The sequence below is a fragment of the Xanthomonas sp. 1678 genome (assembly GCF_031455575.1).
Classification (GTDB): Bacteria; Pseudomonadota; Gammaproteobacteria; order Xanthomonadales; family Xanthomonadaceae; genus Xanthomonas_A.
Genome location: NZ_JAVDSZ010000003.1, coordinates 243,378 through 256,826 on the forward strand (window position 1 = coordinate 243,378; position 13,449 = coordinate 256,826).

Genomic DNA, 13,449 nt, shown 5'->3' on the forward strand with positions numbered 1-13,449 from the left:
GAAGGGGTTCGGCGAACCGCTTCTGCGTGGCTTCGCTGAGGCAGCCCAGCGCGAACTTGGGGTGGTGAAGATCGTCTTCCGAGTCCGCAAGCACTCCTTGGCTTATGAAAAAAGCTGTTTGTGCGAGTGGGAGCAGCCCCCACAGGACGCATTGTCGACGGCATCCCAGAGTGGGTGTGGACGCTCCCATAAGCGCAAGGTGTCGCGGCTATTGAGACATCGCTGGGGCATGGTGGGTGGGCTACCCTTGGAGTTGTTGCCATGGCTTTCGATGTTGAAAAGTTGAACCTGTTAGAGAAGGTGCGCGATTTTCGCTTTGCTCTCGCATTGTTGGCGTTTGCTGCGCTCGCGGATGTGTTCCTGGTGTTGATGACGGGATCCAACCTGTGGGCCTTTGAGTGGAACGACATTGCCTCGCGCCCAGGTCCCTGGTTGTTATTGGTCCTTGCTTATAGCGTGATGATGACCGTGGGCGCTGGGTTGATTTCTTCCTCCGCAATGGCCGTGCTGGAACTGTTTGTGCCCAAGATTCAGCACTGGCTGGGGGGGGGCGACACACCGCAGAACCCAGACCCGCTGCGGTATGTCCATCGGTGGGAGGCCGAGAAGGCGTTGGCCCAAGTGGCCGAGTCGGCCGGCTCGAAGGCGGTGGAGAAGCAACTCGCGGAGCGCGCGATTGACGAGGGGAGGTGGCACGCCCTGGTGGCAGCGGGCTGGGTCGGTGTGGCGTTGGTGGCGTTGGACTGGAACATGGCCGGCTCCGGCATCGCGGCCCTTGCGCAATGGCATGCATGGACGCCTTGGCTGGTTTTAGCCATCCCCGCAATGCCGTGCGTCTACCATGCGTGGGTTGGCGTTCCGGTGCACGACTTTATTGAGTGGCCCCAGGTGGCGGAAGACCTCTATCAAAAGAGGTCCGCTGCCTTCGTTGCTATGCCGACCTTATGAGCGCCAGCGTTCTAAAATGCATTCGCGGGACATGACTTGGCGCTGGTGGCGATCAGGGATACTGCTGCTGTGTGAGTGGCGTAGGTGTGTCCTCCGCGTCCATGATCCGTTGGCCGGGCTCACCCTGGCCTTTGTCGCTATCAGTTTCGGTTGTAGCCGTAGCCACGGCTCCCCTCGCGATACGCTGCACGGGTAAAGTGGCTGCATGGAAAAGACCGTCCTTTACGTGCCAGCTTCAAAGCGCTCCCATGATTTGGTCTGGGATCGGGACAGTGGCGAGTGCCTGACTTTGGATGCTTTCATGGACGGTCGGGACTACGGGGAAGTTATTCGGGATGGGCGACTGGCGGCGGAGTTGGAGGTGCTCGACGGCACCCCGCGGTTCACGTGCCCTCATTGCCAGGACGCCATGGGTGTGAGGTCCAAAGCCATCCGTGCCCGAAGCGAGTTTCGCTTCTACTTCGATCACCTCACGGCCCGCCATCGGGAAACGTGCACCGGTCGCAAGGGGCACTCGCCCCAAGCCATCGTGGCGCGTAGGTTCGGGTTGTGTAAGGAGGGCGCGCTCCACAAGGCGTTCAAGGGATGGGTGCGTGAGAGCTTGGAAGCTGACCCGTCCTTCCAAGAGACCAAACTGGAAGAACGGTGGTGGGACATCGACGGCGTGAAGTGGCGCCAGCCCGACGTGCAGACGCAGCGTGACGGCCAGAAGTGGGCCATTGAGATCCAGCTCTCCACGACGTTCGTTCACGTCATCGCCGAGCGGATGAGGCATTACCGGAAGAACGGGGGGCGCATGCTCTGGATCTTCAAGGAGTTGAATCTGGAGCAGTTCCGGCTGTCCGAAGACGACCTGTTCTTCGCCAACAACCGCAACGCGTTTCGGGTCACCCCCGCCACCGTGGCCCGCTCCCAACGCGAGGGTCGCTTCTACCTTGAAGGCGTTTGGTTGGAGCCGCGCCTGGAGAACGGCACGATCCGCGACGTGGAGGTGCGTCATGAAATCCCGTTCGAAAAGCTCATATTCGACACCTGCAGCCGCGGCATCCCCCGGGCCTACGCCTTCGACTACGAACGGCATAGAGCCCAAGCACAGACGGATCGGTTGGCTTGGCAGGAGGAGCAGGTGTGGGGCCGTCGACGGGAGACTTTCGAAACGTTCTACGTGGCCATGCTCCGAGGCGAGCTCGTCGACTACAAAGAACGGGATCGCAGATGGGGGGAGTTGCGCTGCTCATTTGCTCAAGTCGGGATCGCGCTGCCGCTCTATGCCAAGGGGAACGGCGACTTGGAGCGCTTGTTGGTGATCGGCTACTCGATCAAGCACGGTCAGGGACGGCCCATTGGCATTGGCTTTGAGACGCTGGCCGAGTTAGGACACCATGCCCACAAGGTTTGGCCTAAAAGCCTATGGTTCTACCGCTGCATGCTCCGGGCGCATGGCCAGTTGAAGACTGTATTGCCGCAGGATCGGACCGCAAAGCTTCAAGGCAAAATGAAAAGCGTGCTCGCCAGCCTAGCCAAGGGCGAAAGCACGTTCGCGCCTGATCGATCCTGGGACGCGCTCTTGGTCCGCCTATTCCCCGAAGTCGCGCGCTTGTGGGCCGCAGAACCTGGGCAAGTGGCGAAGACCGCATTGACTACGACTAAGCAGGATCTGAGGACCGAGGAGACTCCATCATGGAAGACAGCGCATCGTTGAAATTTGAAGACTGGCCAGACGCGGTGGCCTTTGTGCCCTACGTGGGCAGCCGGTATCTAGAGGGCTTTGGGGGGCGCCGTGTGCTGCTGTTGGGCGAGTCCCACTACCGCGAAGACGGGTGGACCGACGACCCCGCCCTCACTCGGCCTTTCACCCGTGACACGTTCGGGGACATGGAGACCTGCGAACGGAAGGGCGGGGGAAAGTTCTTCGACGAGCTGGATCGTTTGCTGACGGGCAAGGGCACACCAGCGCTTTCCGATGCAGCGCAGGCTTGGGAGCGCGTCGCCTTCTGCAACTTGTCCCAGCGTTTCGCTGGCACCGCAGCAGGACATCGCCCGCCGGGCTCTGACTTCAAGGACGGCGGGAAAGTTCTGGTAAGCGCCATTCTTCCGATCCTCCAGCCAGAGGTGATCCTGGTGCTCGGCCGGACCGCTTGGCGCATGTTCGAGCATGGTGAGCGCTCCGATCAGCCCGTCTTCCATGCACGCCATGTCAACTCAGAAGGGCGCCGGCGGCGCTACTTGGAGGAGCGGCATGTGTGGGCACTTGATTACGGCAATGGTGTGGCGTGGATGACTTGGGTTTACCACCCCTCGTGGAATGTGGATCGCTGGGAGGACCGGGCCGCAGCGTTGAGGCACCTGCTGGAGTGTCCACACGACAAGCCAATGGCATGACCGAGCACCCTTTAACAAGCGGGATTCAAGCCGTGCTGTCATCCGTTCGACAGCGGAGATCGCCCACAGCGCAAGACATTGCTCAAGAAGCAATGGAGGCCAGGGAAAGCTTAGAGACCAACATGGGGTGCATCTCGCGGATCGGCATCCCGACGGGCAGCGAGCGTCACCGGGCGGCCTTTCAGTTGCTGCGGGCATCGATGGACTACGGCCGCGCATTGCTCTTCTTGTTAGAAACCCATCCCATCGATCTGCCGGCCGTGGCGTTGGGGATGCATCGCTCGCAGATTGAGCAGTTCCTGCGAGCGGTGTTTGTCCAGTTCCTCGCCGACGAGGATCAGTTTCAAGACTTTCTTCAGGAAGACCGAGGGCCCCGGAAAAAGAATGAAAAAGGAAAGTGGGTGGCCATCTTATTGAAGGACTTGGCCGCCGACGTCGAAACGACTCTTGCACGGATAGGTCAGGACGAGGAGCCCCAAAAGCTGGCCCACACCGTAAGCAATGTGTGGGATCCGCTTTGCGGGTTGGTCCATGGCGAACAGGCAATCCGGGCTATGTATCAGGATCCTAATGGTCAGATCGGCGCCCACGTGCCGGCAGGCATTTTGTTTCAGGCCACAGTCAATTCGGTGGCGACGACGAACCTCTGCGTCATCACCGCCCTGAGCGCAGTGGGGGTTGGGGCATGGGAAGACAGCGACTTGGTTGCCTGTGCTGCCGCTGCCATGGCCCGCTATATGCGTCAACGCACCGCCCGTATGGATCGGCTCACTTTTGACACCTATTGATTGGAGAAAGGGCGTCTCAGGTGAGGGCTCGACGTCATGGGGCACCGATGCCTAGCCCGTGAATCCATTGCGGCCACCATTTTCCCTTCGCCAGCTGACGTTGCACCAATGTTCGGTAGTCAGTAGCTGAAGGCACAGGCGCAGACCGCTTGTGCCGGCGGCGGTTGCAAGCCGCGTGGGCAGCCACGACGTTGCCGACCACGTCTTTCCCGCCGTCTTGGCGAGCCACGAGATGCTCGGCCGTGCATCGGAACGGGCCAGCAGAGCGTGGTCGAAGGCCCAACTCGTGTGGAGAGGAACGCCACATCGGCAGGTCGCAGTAGTAGCAGCGGCCGGACTGGGATTGGAAGGCCTTGGCGCGAAGGGATTTGAGGCGTTTGTTGCTCATGGGAGGCTCCGGAATCAAAAGACGATTCCCGCGCCCCCATTGGGTGGACCTCGGGCACCCGGAGCCGTTTGGCATGCGGGCACAACACCGACGCTCAGCGACCGGCAAACATGTTTTAGCTCAACTTTCAGACGGCTGCAACTCGGAGACCGCCAGCAAGTGCGAACACTGAAGAGCCAAGTCAGTGCCTGATTGGGCTGTCTTCTGCGTCTGCCATTGTCAGCCGCAAGGTCCCGCGCGAGCGTGCTTGGTTGCGGACATCATGGTCATTGCGGCTTTCTACATGGCTCAACAGCGCGCCGACCAACTCAGCATCCTCCAGCGTTTCGGCACCGGCTAAAAACACAAGCTCTGCGACCCGCGTGCGTCTCTTGGCTTCTTCGCGTCGTTGCGTTTCCTTCGCCTTCACCGCTTGACGTTGACTCGCTAAAAGTTCGCGCGCCTGAAGCTGCGCTAGCCGCTCTGTAGCTCGATGGATTCGGTCGTGGTATTGATTTGTCGCGCTCATCTGATTTCTCCTCTGCGTGCTTACGAGTCAACCAAAGAAATGGCTCGCGTCAAGTTCGTGCCGGCTTGAAAATTTGGGCTCCCTCGAAATCGAAAAGATCTGAAAAACAAGACTTAAAAGAAAGAAGCAAGAGCGCACCTAGGCGTTCCTACGGAACGCGTGCGCAAAGGGCGTTGCCCCTTGAACCCCAAGCGCCGGCGGCGCTTGCGAAAATCCAAAGCCGAGGCATAAACCAAGCAACCCCACTGCTTCGGAGCCGCCGCCTCATGGCCATCTACCACGCCAACATCAAGACGTTCAGCCGCGCCAAGGGACATTCGTCCATTGCTGCCGCTGCCTACCGTGCCGGCCTGCTTCTCGAGGACGAGAAGACAGGGCAGCGGCACGACTACCGCCGCCGGGACGGCGTGGTCGAAACGCGCTGCATCGCCCCCGAGGACGCGCCGGACTGGGCCGTCGTCCCCGCTCAGCTCTGGCCGGCGGCCGAGGCGGCCGAGCGCCGCAAGGACGCCACGGTCGCGCGTGAGTTCGAGTTCGCCTTGCCCCACGAGCTCGACGAGGTGCAGCGATCGGCGCTGGCCATGGAGGTTACCCGTGCCCTGGTCGGCCGCTATGGCTTCGCGGCCCAGGCCAGCATCCACAGCCCCGGTTCGCGGGATGGCCTGAACTACCACGTCCACGTCTTGGCCACGACGCGCCGCATCGGGCCGGACGGTCTCGTAGACAAAACACGCGAGTTGGACGGCGGGCCGTCGGGCAGGGCAGAAATCGAGTGGGTGCGCGAGCTGATTGCTTCCAGCATCAACGCTCACCTCAAGGCCGCCGACCTGGATATCCAGGTAGACCACCGCAGCCTGAAGGAACAGGCCGACGATGCGCTTGCTCGGGGTGACGTGACGGCGGCCGCCGTCTTTTCCCGCGAGCCCACTCGGCACGTCGGGAAGAACGGCACCGCCTTGCAGCGGCGGGGCGGTGTCTCCGATCGCGCGGCCGCCAACCGTCGGATTGAAGAATCCAACGAAGAGACGTTCCAGAAGCTCATCGCGGTGTTCGAAGAGGAAGGGCGCGCCATGCCGGTGCCCGACGGCCACAGCCAGGCGCATGCCGAGCGCGAGGCTCGCCGTCCTCCGGCGGTGCTCTCCCTGTCGCTGGGCCGAGGGGCAGGGCACATCGAGATGCCCCGCAGCATGGCGCCCATCGCCCGGGGCCTGGGGCTGATGGACGAGGCAGACGGGGCGGCGTCGCGCCGTGAGCCGGTCTCCGTCCAGGCCCTCTTCGCCGAAGCGGCCAACGAGTGGGCCGAGCATGTCGACCACAGCCTGGCACGGACCCTCCATGCGACCCGGCAGCTGATGGCCTGGGCGACGGAGCGGGCCGCCGCCTTTGCCGATAGCACCCGGCTCCGCTCGGACCTGCGGGAGCTGGTCCAGCGACTGCGCCGCTTCAAAGCAAGCCTGGCGAAGTTCGCGCGCCGGCTGCAGGCCGAGCGGCGAGCCTCCAGGCTCCATCACATGGCAGAGCGGGCCTGGGAGGAGTTCACCGTCAACCATCCTCAGCCAGGCACGTCTTGGACGGAGAAGGACTGGAAACAGAGGCGGGGCCGGCGCTTGAGCGCCCTGGAAAGTCGGACCGCCGAGCTGGCCGCGGCGCGGGCTCGGGTAACACCGGAGCAGCAAGCCTTCTGTGAGCAGGAGGCAGGAGAGAGTGGCCGCCATCTGGAAGCCTGGAGCCAGGAGATGCTTGAGCGCTATCCCCTTGAGCTCGACCGACCGTTGGTCTTTGGCGGGCAGGACACCCAACCGGATCCGCTCTACGACCCGCCGGCCCTGGACCGTGCGCCGAGTGGGCCCCGTCCACCGCGCCCACGCCTCCACTGAAACAACGGTGCCCCGCTTGCGGGGCACTTTGTTGTTGGGGCGGATCTGAGCTTCAGTGAAGCGTCGGCTTCTTCTTGTTCGCCACCGGATCCGGGGCTTCCTTGCGCCGGCGGTTCTTGCGCCACTCTTCTACGGACGGCATGTCGCGCACCACGATCGCCTCCCGGGTTCGAATCTCTTGCAGGCGCGGTGCTTGCGGTGGCGATGATGGTGGCAGCGTCGGCGCGGGTTTGGGCGGGGCATAGTCGTGGACGGAAGGCGTGGCGTTGCCTCCGCCGTGCTGGCGCAGCATTTCGGCGGCCACGTCCAGCGCGTGCCGGATGTCGTCGATGCGGTCGGGCAGGCGGCAATGCCGCTCCTGGCAAAGGAGCCCGGTGATGAGACGACTGGCGATATGAAGGGTCAGTTCGGATTGCATTGTTGCTCCTTGGAGCCTGTGGGGGAGCCCTCATCCAAGCACCAAGCCGCCATACCGCAAGCGCAAATTCCTGCGCTGTTTCACAAATATTAATAGGTGCCACAAAGTTGGCTTTCCTATGTCCATGGATGCCTAGAAGGGGTCAGATGACGGTCAAGGATCGGCATCGCCGGTGCGGCGCGCTGGTTGCGTCATAGCAACTCCTGCTTCTTATGAAAGGCCAAGCATCTGCTTGGCAACGGAAGCTCCCACTTGGCCAATGACTTCCAGGCTCGCTGACCCGCCCACCTTCGCTAAGCGGTCCTTGACCTTCGCCCACACGGTGTCATCGCGCAGGGTTGCAATGAAGTCATGTCCAGCGGGAGAGAGGCGCAGAACAACCACACTCGTAGGAATGGTGGGATCACTTCCGGTAGATGAGTAGTGGGGTTGTGGCCCCTCGGCAAAGCCTGCCCTGACTATCAGGCCCAGGTGGTAAGCAACTTGGTCCCTCGTATAGCCCTCGACCACCAAGCTGTCGTTGACATAGCCGCTTGCCTGTTCAAGCACCAGCATGAGGGTCCGGATCAAATCGTCGTCGCGAGTCATGGCTATCTCCTGTGAAGCCCAAGGCTGCCTGCGGCTGGTCTCAAGGACGGAGACCGCACCTCAGACCAGCCGTGCTGATGCCACGGACGAACCATGCCGTCATGGCATCGCGCTTCAGATGAGACTTCTGGGGATCCACATTGCATTCCGCCTCGGCTAGGATCCCGGACGCAGGACCATCCCTTGGACACAATTTGCGGGTGTCTAGGTGGGAAAAGACGATCGGCATCAATGGGTTAGAGGAATCTAAATTGTGTCCCTCTCACTCCGCCAGTGTCAAGGAAACGCCCGCAAATCAACGATTTGCGGGCGTTTTTCTTTTTCCCGACCTTGGACACTCGCTTGGACACTTCCATGCGAGTCGCGCACTACCTCACCCGCGGCGAGACCGGCCGCTACTACGTTCGTTTGCGCATCCGGCCGGTTTGCAGGCGCGCTTCGGGCGCAAGGTCGTCAAACGGAGCACTGGGACGACGTGCGATCGCGCCGCGCTTGGCTACGCGCTGCTGGTGCAGCAGCGCGTAGCTCAGTCCTTTGCAGTCATCAGGAACGGCAGCATGGGGTCGGAGCTGGATGAGCTCTTAAGGAGCTTGGAGGGCAGTCGTCGCTTGAGCTGCTCAACGAGGGTGCCAACCCGGCACTAGCGGCTCGCATGGTATTGCGACGCTTTGGCCGTGAGCTTCAAGGAGCGGGCCGGCTACCTCTGCGAGATCACCTGTGCAGCCCGGGCGCCTTCGCTCCTGGCTCGGTTGAGGGCGTGGAACGAACACTGGTCTGGGGTTAGGGTGGCCCTGGCTCGGATAGTGACGTGCCCACGCTCAAGGCTGGTCAAGCACCGACGGCGCAGCGGCGATGAGCCGCGAAGCGGGAGGCGATGGTTCGAAGGCAGTGCGGCGGCCTCCTATGGCGAGGCCAAGCGGCGCTCCCGCCGAGTCGCGCCAGGAGAGTGCCCCATGACGCGCTTGTAGGCGCGACTGAATGCTGCCTGCGACGCATAGCCAAGACGCTCTGCCACGACCTCTATTGATAGGCTTTGGTGGGTCAGCCACTGACTTGCCAACTGCATTCGCAGCTCAGTCACGTAACGCAGGGGCGCGGTTCCAATGACGCTCTGGAACCGATCGGCAAACACGGATCGTGAGACGTTTGATTCTGCAGCCAGTGCTTCGACGGTCCAATCGCGCCCGGGATCTCTGTGTAGGGCAAGCAACGACAGCGATAGACGAGGGTCGCGCATGGCCATGACCAAGCCTGATGCTCCTTCGCAACCGCGCTCGACCCAGTCACGGACGATCATGGCGGCGACTGCGTCCGCCAGCCGGGCGAGTATTCCGGCAAATCCAATACGTCCGGAGCACACTTCGCGCTTCATCGCGTCGACCATCGGCAACAGCCCAGGAAACTGAGCGGCGTTGCCATCGGCCAACATCACGGTCGGCATCAACTTGCTCAACCCATGCATGCCACCTAGATCGAACACCATGCATCCATGGAAGAGCACAGCGCTTGGTACGGCATGTGTGCTCGGGCAGGTGTCTATCCCGCTCACCGCGTCGCCTAGTGGGGCTGCGTCTATCGTTTCCAAGCATTGGACTGGATGGTCCTCGCCAGACAACAACGCGTGGCCTTCTCCGCGGGGAACAAGCACGACATCCCCGGCGGATAGACGGTGTTGGCTGCCGTCCGCGCCACGAAGAATCGCATTGCCCACCGCCAAGTAGTGGAAGTAGGCATGCCCTGGCTTCAGGGGAAATCCAAGCCCGAAGGTCGGCCCGGTCTGAATGCGTCGGTATTGGACGCCATGTAACCGCATGCCGGTCAGCAGCTGACTGATCAGATCGGTGGGCTGGGGTGGAGCGTGGCTTATTGAGGCGGACAGGGGTTTCGATCAAAAATACAGGTCAGACAATCATAGATCATCCTGACTCGGCTCCATAGACTCTCGGCTGCACGATTGCACTGGGATCTTTGATGAGGAATGACGTAGTTGATGCCGCAGACACGCCTGATTCCGTGGCATGGGGTAGCGGGGAGCCATCTTCATCGGCATGGGTGGCCGTGTTTTCGCTGGCCATGGGTGTCTTTGGGCTGCTCACGGCCGAATATCTGCCTGCCAGTCTGTTGACGCCCATGGCGGCGGATCTGGGTGTGTCGGAGGCGCTGGCCGGTCAAGCGGTGACGGTCACTGCTGTGGTGGCCCTGTTCGCTGGCTTGCTTGTGCCTCGGCTGACCCGTTCGATAGACAGGCGCCTGGTGCTGTTGAGTTTCACGGGCCTGATGATCCTCTCCAACGCGTTGGTGGCGTTGTCGTCCAGCATGGGCGTCCTGCTGATGATGCGCGTCCTTCTGGGCGTGGCGCTGGGCGGTTTCTGGAGCATGGCAGCGGCCGTGGCCATGCGGTTGGTGCCGCCACAGCGCGTGCCTCGCGCGCTTTCCATCATCTTCAGCGGGATTGCGGTCGGCACGGTGGTATCCGTTCCTTTGGGGAGCTACCTGGGAGGCCTGCTGGGCTGGCGCAGCGCCTTTTGGGCTGCGACGGCGGTGGGGGGCCTCACTTTTGTATTCCAGTGGTTCACCTTGCCCCGAATGGCCCCGCGCAAGGCGGCACTCCCAGAGTCGGTGGTGGGACTCTTGCGCCGGCCAGGCGTTGCGGTCGGAATGCTGGGCTGCGTCCTGGCGCACACCGGTCAGTATTCGCTCTTTACCTATATCCGCCCAACGTTGGAGAGCCTGGGGCAGATGAGCGCTGACGGCCTGGCGCTGATTCTGCTCGGATTCGGCGTGGCGAACTTCGTCGGCACACTATTGGCCGGCTGGCTCATGGAGCGCAGTTTGAAAGTCACCTTGGTGATCATGCCTGCCTTGGTGGGCGTAGCCGCGCTCGGCATGGTCCTGTTGCCGGTGGGCGTTGGCGGGCTATCGATCCTTGTCGCGCTCTGGGGCCTGGCCTTCGGTGGTGTGCCCGTTGCCTGGTCGAGCTGGGTCGCGCGTGCGGTGCCCGATCAGGCCGAGAGTGCCGGCGGGATGGTGGTCGCCGCGGTGCAGTCCTCCATCGCGGCGGGGGCCGCCTTGGGCGGTCTGGTGTTCGGGCTGGGGGGCATCGTTGCAGTGCTCATTGTTGCCGCGGCAGTGATGCTCCTCGCTAGCCTGCTCATTGCGTTCCGAGTCAGGGTGAACTCGCCCGCGCTCTCGGCAGTTCCGGCGTTTCACATCTAGCTGTCATCAGTCCTCTGAGCAGCGCTATGCCGGCGCCTTCAGGTCGAGCGCCATATCCCACCGGTCCAGGCCCGCACCATAGCCATCTAGCACTACTTGCTTCACCACAAAGCCAAAGCGAGCGTAGAAGGCCTGTGTGTGTTGGCTGGTGTCCAGCACGACTTGCGCGACGTCCGGCCTCAGGCGCAGGGCTTCCAGCCGAGCCAAGAGCAGCATTGTCCCCAAGCCTTGCCGATGCAGCTTCGGATGGACCATGCCCCAGCAGAGGCTGGCCGTCGTGCCGTCCGTGCTGATTGAGTAGCCCGCGCATGCAATCACTTCATCCGCGCGCTCAATGACTTGGTAGTGCCAGACAGTGGCATGGTGCGTTAGAAATCGCACGAAGTCAGGGCGTTCCTCAGCGCTGAAGAACGCCGGCACATTGCCATCGAACAGCGACAGGCAGGCGCCGAAGTCGTCAGGACGGTAGGTCCGAATCGTATCCATGCTTTCAGTTTGCCGCAGACAGGCACGCTGCACGAAGGAGGATTGCGATAGCGAGTCACCCGCGTTGACTAAAAGTCGTGTTCAGAACAGTCGATCGCTTTGGCTAGCGGCCGCCCTGAAACTTGAAGGTGAAGCGAGCGGCAGATGCCGCGGCGTTCCCCTCGATGGGCTTGGGGGTAGCGTCCACCAACGTCAACGTGCCATCGGCAACGGGGATCGGGACGCCCAGCGTGAGGTCAATCTGCTTGGACCAGCCGCCACCGAGCACGGTTACCTTGACGATCAGCCGTCCAGCGTGAATGCATTGAACGTCGGCCGGACAGCGGCTGTCCTCGATGACGCGTTCGGGACGCACCCTGGGCCCATCGACCGCTGCAATTTCTCCCAGACGCACAGGGCCTTCGATAGGCCGGCTCGCGACGGGATCACCTGCCGCGCATCCTGCAAGCGAGATGGCCACAAGCGAGGCAAGCACCAGAGTTCGGATGGAATGGATACGTTCCATGGCGGTGGTCATGCTCGCGTGTTGTGGAGATAGAAGCCGATGGCCTCGGCAAACTGTGCTCATGTATGGATCGCCTCAATGTGATGCAGCATCACTTCACCATGGTGCTCTCGCGAGCGCCAGCATTGCGGTCTCAAACTGCAGGCGTTGCGCGCCCAGCGATGAAAGGGTTTGCCACGTCTCCACGCGCATCCACGGGTCGAGCGGCTACGTGCCAGCATGGTAGGCTTCGGCAACTTCCCCAGCTCACGCATCACGTTTTAGAAGAGGCGTTGCCCTGGCGCTGTCGCTCGTAGGAACACGGAGCAGGTCAGCAGCGCGTCGGGCAGGCCGAGTTGTGTATCCGCCGATCCAACCCATGACCCAGCTTGCCTTTGTTGCCCCAAGCCACGCCTCCCTTCAGGCCAAAAATCAGGTGGGAAAGTATGAATGACGTTGCCTCTGGTGACGATCTTGCCGATGCGTTGCTTGCCATCGGTTCCAAAGACGTCGCAGAGAGTAAGCGCCTTCTTGAGCGCGCTGCGCAGCAAGGATCCATCATGGGTCGTGCGTTAAGCGATGTTCTCAATCATGGGGGCTCCCGCAACGCCTACGACGAACCGCGCGCCTTTGAAGTATTCATTCGCGGTGGGGGCAACCTGGCGCTGTACGCAGCGGTCAGCGCCGATCTGGCCAAGCTTTACGACGCTGTTCGGCCAAGCACGTTGCTGGATATCGGCGCGGGTGACGGCATGGCGCTGATCCCTGCGATCACTTCCAGCGTGCACGTGCTTGGTCGGCTTGACGTTGTTGAGCCCAACGACGTGCTTTTGGGCAATCTCACTGCATCTCTGCCTTTTGCACGCGGGCATCGTATGACATTGGAGAAGTTTGTCGGAGATATCCGTGCGGAAGATCGCTGGGATCTGGCTCAATCCACATTCGCGCTCCAATCAATCGAGACGAAGGCGCGTGAGCAGGCATTGGCAACCTTGGCCGGGCATGTGGCAAGGCTTGTCATTGTTGAATTCGATGTTCCGGCGCTTACATCTGGAAGCCTGGTCTATTACAAGTCGCTCGCTCAGCGCTATGAGCGCGCTGCATCTGAGTATGGCCAGAACGCTGCGCTTGTAGCCGGAGGCTTTCTTGCGCCAATGCTGCTGGGGCAACTTCGGTCCATTGTTCCGTCAAATTATGAGCAACCCGCAGACGCCTGGGCAGCGGAACTCGAAAAAGCAGGCTATGACGTGATTGCCCAGACAAATCTTCATGACTACAGCTGGTCAACGGCTTTTTCCATGGTCGCTGTCCCAAGGGATATGCCGTTTTGCGGTAAATAGCCTAACCAAAGTCGATTGGCGCTTAA

The 13,449-nt window shown here is 61.8% G+C and carries 14 protein-coding genes; 7 read left to right on the plus strand and 7 right to left on the minus strand.

Translation table 11 applies throughout. The annotated features are described in order from the left end of the window. The first annotated feature begins 261 nt into the window (after positions 1-261). From J2Y70_RS07345 to J2Y70_RS07360, 4 genes are all read left to right on the plus strand, one after another. A complete protein-coding gene (locus J2Y70_RS07345; RefSeq protein WP_309915321.1) occupies positions 262-948 on the plus strand; it encodes a hypothetical protein in 687 nt (228 codons plus the stop codon). A 205-nt stretch (positions 949-1,153) separates the two neighbouring features. After that, the gene (locus tag J2Y70_RS07350) at positions 1,154-2,650 is read left to right on the plus strand and encodes a hypothetical protein (RefSeq protein WP_309915325.1); all 1,497 of its coding nucleotides are present in this window, start codon (positions 1,154-1,156) and stop codon (positions 2,648-2,650) included. Next, on the plus strand, positions 2,629-3,330 hold the full coding sequence (locus J2Y70_RS07355; RefSeq protein WP_309915327.1) for a hypothetical protein: 702 nt from the start codon (positions 2,629-2,631) through the stop codon (positions 3,328-3,330). Before J2Y70_RS07350 ends, J2Y70_RS07355 begins: the two co-directional genes overlap by 22 nt. Continuing rightward, the gene (locus J2Y70_RS07360; RefSeq protein ID WP_309915329.1) at positions 3,327-4,118 is read left to right on the plus strand and encodes a hypothetical protein; all 792 of its coding nucleotides are present in this window, start codon (positions 3,327-3,329) and stop codon (positions 4,116-4,118) included. The genes J2Y70_RS07355 and J2Y70_RS07360 overlap by 4 nt, the downstream gene beginning before the upstream one ends. A 34-nt stretch (positions 4,119-4,152) precedes the next feature. Here J2Y70_RS07360 and J2Y70_RS07365 read toward each other — a convergent pair whose 3' ends face one another. Together J2Y70_RS07365 and traD are read right to left on the minus strand one after the other, a co-directional pair. After that, entirely contained in the window at positions 4,153-4,581 is a 429-nt protein-coding gene (locus J2Y70_RS07365; RefSeq protein ID WP_309915332.1) for an HNH endonuclease, read from the minus strand. A gap of 106 nt (positions 4,582-4,687) precedes the next feature. Next, positions 4,688-5,014, minus strand: a complete 327-nt coding sequence (gene traD, locus J2Y70_RS07370; protein WP_309915335.1) for a conjugal transfer protein TraD — start codon at positions 5,012-5,014, stop codon at positions 4,688-4,690. A gap of 266 nt (positions 5,015-5,280) precedes the next feature. On the opposite strand from traD, the gene J2Y70_RS07375 reads away from it, so the two are divergent. Further along, complete coding sequence (locus J2Y70_RS07375) at positions 5,281-6,891, plus strand: MobA/MobL family protein (RefSeq protein ID WP_309915339.1); 1,611 nt, start codon at positions 5,281-5,283, stop codon at positions 6,889-6,891. 52 nt (positions 6,892-6,943) lie between these two features. On the opposite strand, the gene J2Y70_RS07380 is transcribed toward J2Y70_RS07375, so the two are convergent. From J2Y70_RS07380 to J2Y70_RS07390, 3 genes are all read right to left on the minus strand, one after another. Further along, positions 6,944-7,309 carry a hypothetical protein gene (locus J2Y70_RS07380; RefSeq protein ID WP_309915342.1) on the minus strand — a complete coding sequence of 122 codons (366 nt, stop codon included), beginning with the start codon at positions 7,307-7,309 and terminating at the stop codon, positions 6,944-6,946. Between the two features lie 210 nt (positions 7,310-7,519). Continuing rightward, entirely contained in the window at positions 7,520-7,897 is a 378-nt protein-coding gene (locus J2Y70_RS07385; RefSeq protein WP_309915345.1) for a DUF2513 domain-containing protein, read from the minus strand. A gap of 901 nt (positions 7,898-8,798) precedes the next feature. Next, the gene (locus J2Y70_RS07390) at positions 8,799-9,776 is read right to left on the minus strand and encodes an AraC family transcriptional regulator (protein WP_309916236.1); all 978 of its coding nucleotides are present in this window, start codon (positions 9,774-9,776) and stop codon (positions 8,799-8,801) included. A gap of 179 nt (positions 9,777-9,955) precedes the next feature. Between J2Y70_RS07390 and J2Y70_RS07395 the strand changes: the two genes are divergently transcribed. Continuing rightward, the gene (locus tag J2Y70_RS07395) at positions 9,956-11,113 is read left to right on the plus strand and encodes an MFS transporter (RefSeq protein WP_309915348.1); all 1,158 of its coding nucleotides are present in this window, start codon (positions 9,956-9,958) and stop codon (positions 11,111-11,113) included. A 24-nt stretch (positions 11,114-11,137) separates the two neighbouring features. On the opposite strand, the gene J2Y70_RS07400 is transcribed toward J2Y70_RS07395, so the two are convergent. Next, positions 11,138-11,599, minus strand: coding sequence for a GNAT family N-acetyltransferase (locus J2Y70_RS07400; protein ID WP_309915351.1), 462 nt, complete (start codon positions 11,597-11,599; stop codon positions 11,138-11,140). A 103-nt stretch (positions 11,600-11,702) separates the two neighbouring features. Beyond that, complete coding sequence (locus tag J2Y70_RS07405) at positions 11,703-12,116, minus strand: hypothetical protein (RefSeq protein WP_309915356.1); 414 nt, start codon at positions 12,114-12,116, stop codon at positions 11,703-11,705. A 413-nt stretch (positions 12,117-12,529) separates the two neighbouring features. On the opposite strand from J2Y70_RS07405, the gene J2Y70_RS07410 reads away from it, so the two are divergent. After that, positions 12,530-13,423: a hypothetical protein gene (locus J2Y70_RS07410; RefSeq protein WP_309915359.1), complete on the plus strand. Its 894-nt coding sequence runs from the start codon at positions 12,530-12,532 to the stop codon at positions 13,421-13,423. Positions 13,424-13,449: the final 26 nt, after the last annotated feature.

Coding starts and splice junctions, on each gene's coding strand:
- J2Y70_RS07345 (WP_309915321.1), top strand. CDS start 262: ATGGCTTTCGATGTTGAAAAGTTGAACCTGTTAGAGAAGGTGCGCGAT.
- J2Y70_RS07350 (WP_309915325.1), top strand. CDS start 1,154: ATGGAAAAGACCGTCCTTTACGTGCCAGCTTCAAAGCGCTCCCATGAT.
- J2Y70_RS07355 (WP_309915327.1), top strand. CDS start 2,629: ATGGAAGACAGCGCATCGTTGAAATTTGAAGACTGGCCAGACGCGGTG.
- J2Y70_RS07360 (WP_309915329.1), top strand. CDS start 3,327: ATGACCGAGCACCCTTTAACAAGCGGGATTCAAGCCGTGCTGTCATCC.
- J2Y70_RS07365 (WP_309915332.1), bottom strand. CDS start 4,581: ATGCCAAACGGCTCCGGGTGCCCGAGGTCCACCCAATGGGGGCGCGGG.
- traD (WP_309915335.1), bottom strand. CDS start 5,014: ATGAGCGCGACAAATCAATACCACGACCGAATCCATCGAGCTACAGAG.
- J2Y70_RS07375 (WP_309915339.1), top strand. CDS start 5,281: ATGGCCATCTACCACGCCAACATCAAGACGTTCAGCCGCGCCAAGGGA.
- J2Y70_RS07380 (WP_309915342.1), bottom strand. CDS start 7,309: ATGCAATCCGAACTGACCCTTCATATCGCCAGTCGTCTCATCACCGGG.
- J2Y70_RS07385 (WP_309915345.1), bottom strand. CDS start 7,897: ATGACTCGCGACGACGATTTGATCCGGACCCTCATGCTGGTGCTTGAA.
- J2Y70_RS07400 (WP_309915351.1), bottom strand. CDS start 11,599: ATGGATACGATTCGGACCTACCGTCCTGACGACTTCGGCGCCTGCCTG.
- J2Y70_RS07405 (WP_309915356.1), bottom strand. CDS start 12,116: ATGACCACCGCCATGGAACGTATCCATTCCATCCGAACTCTGGTGCTT.
- J2Y70_RS07410 (WP_309915359.1), top strand. CDS start 12,530: ATGAATGACGTTGCCTCTGGTGACGATCTTGCCGATGCGTTGCTTGCC.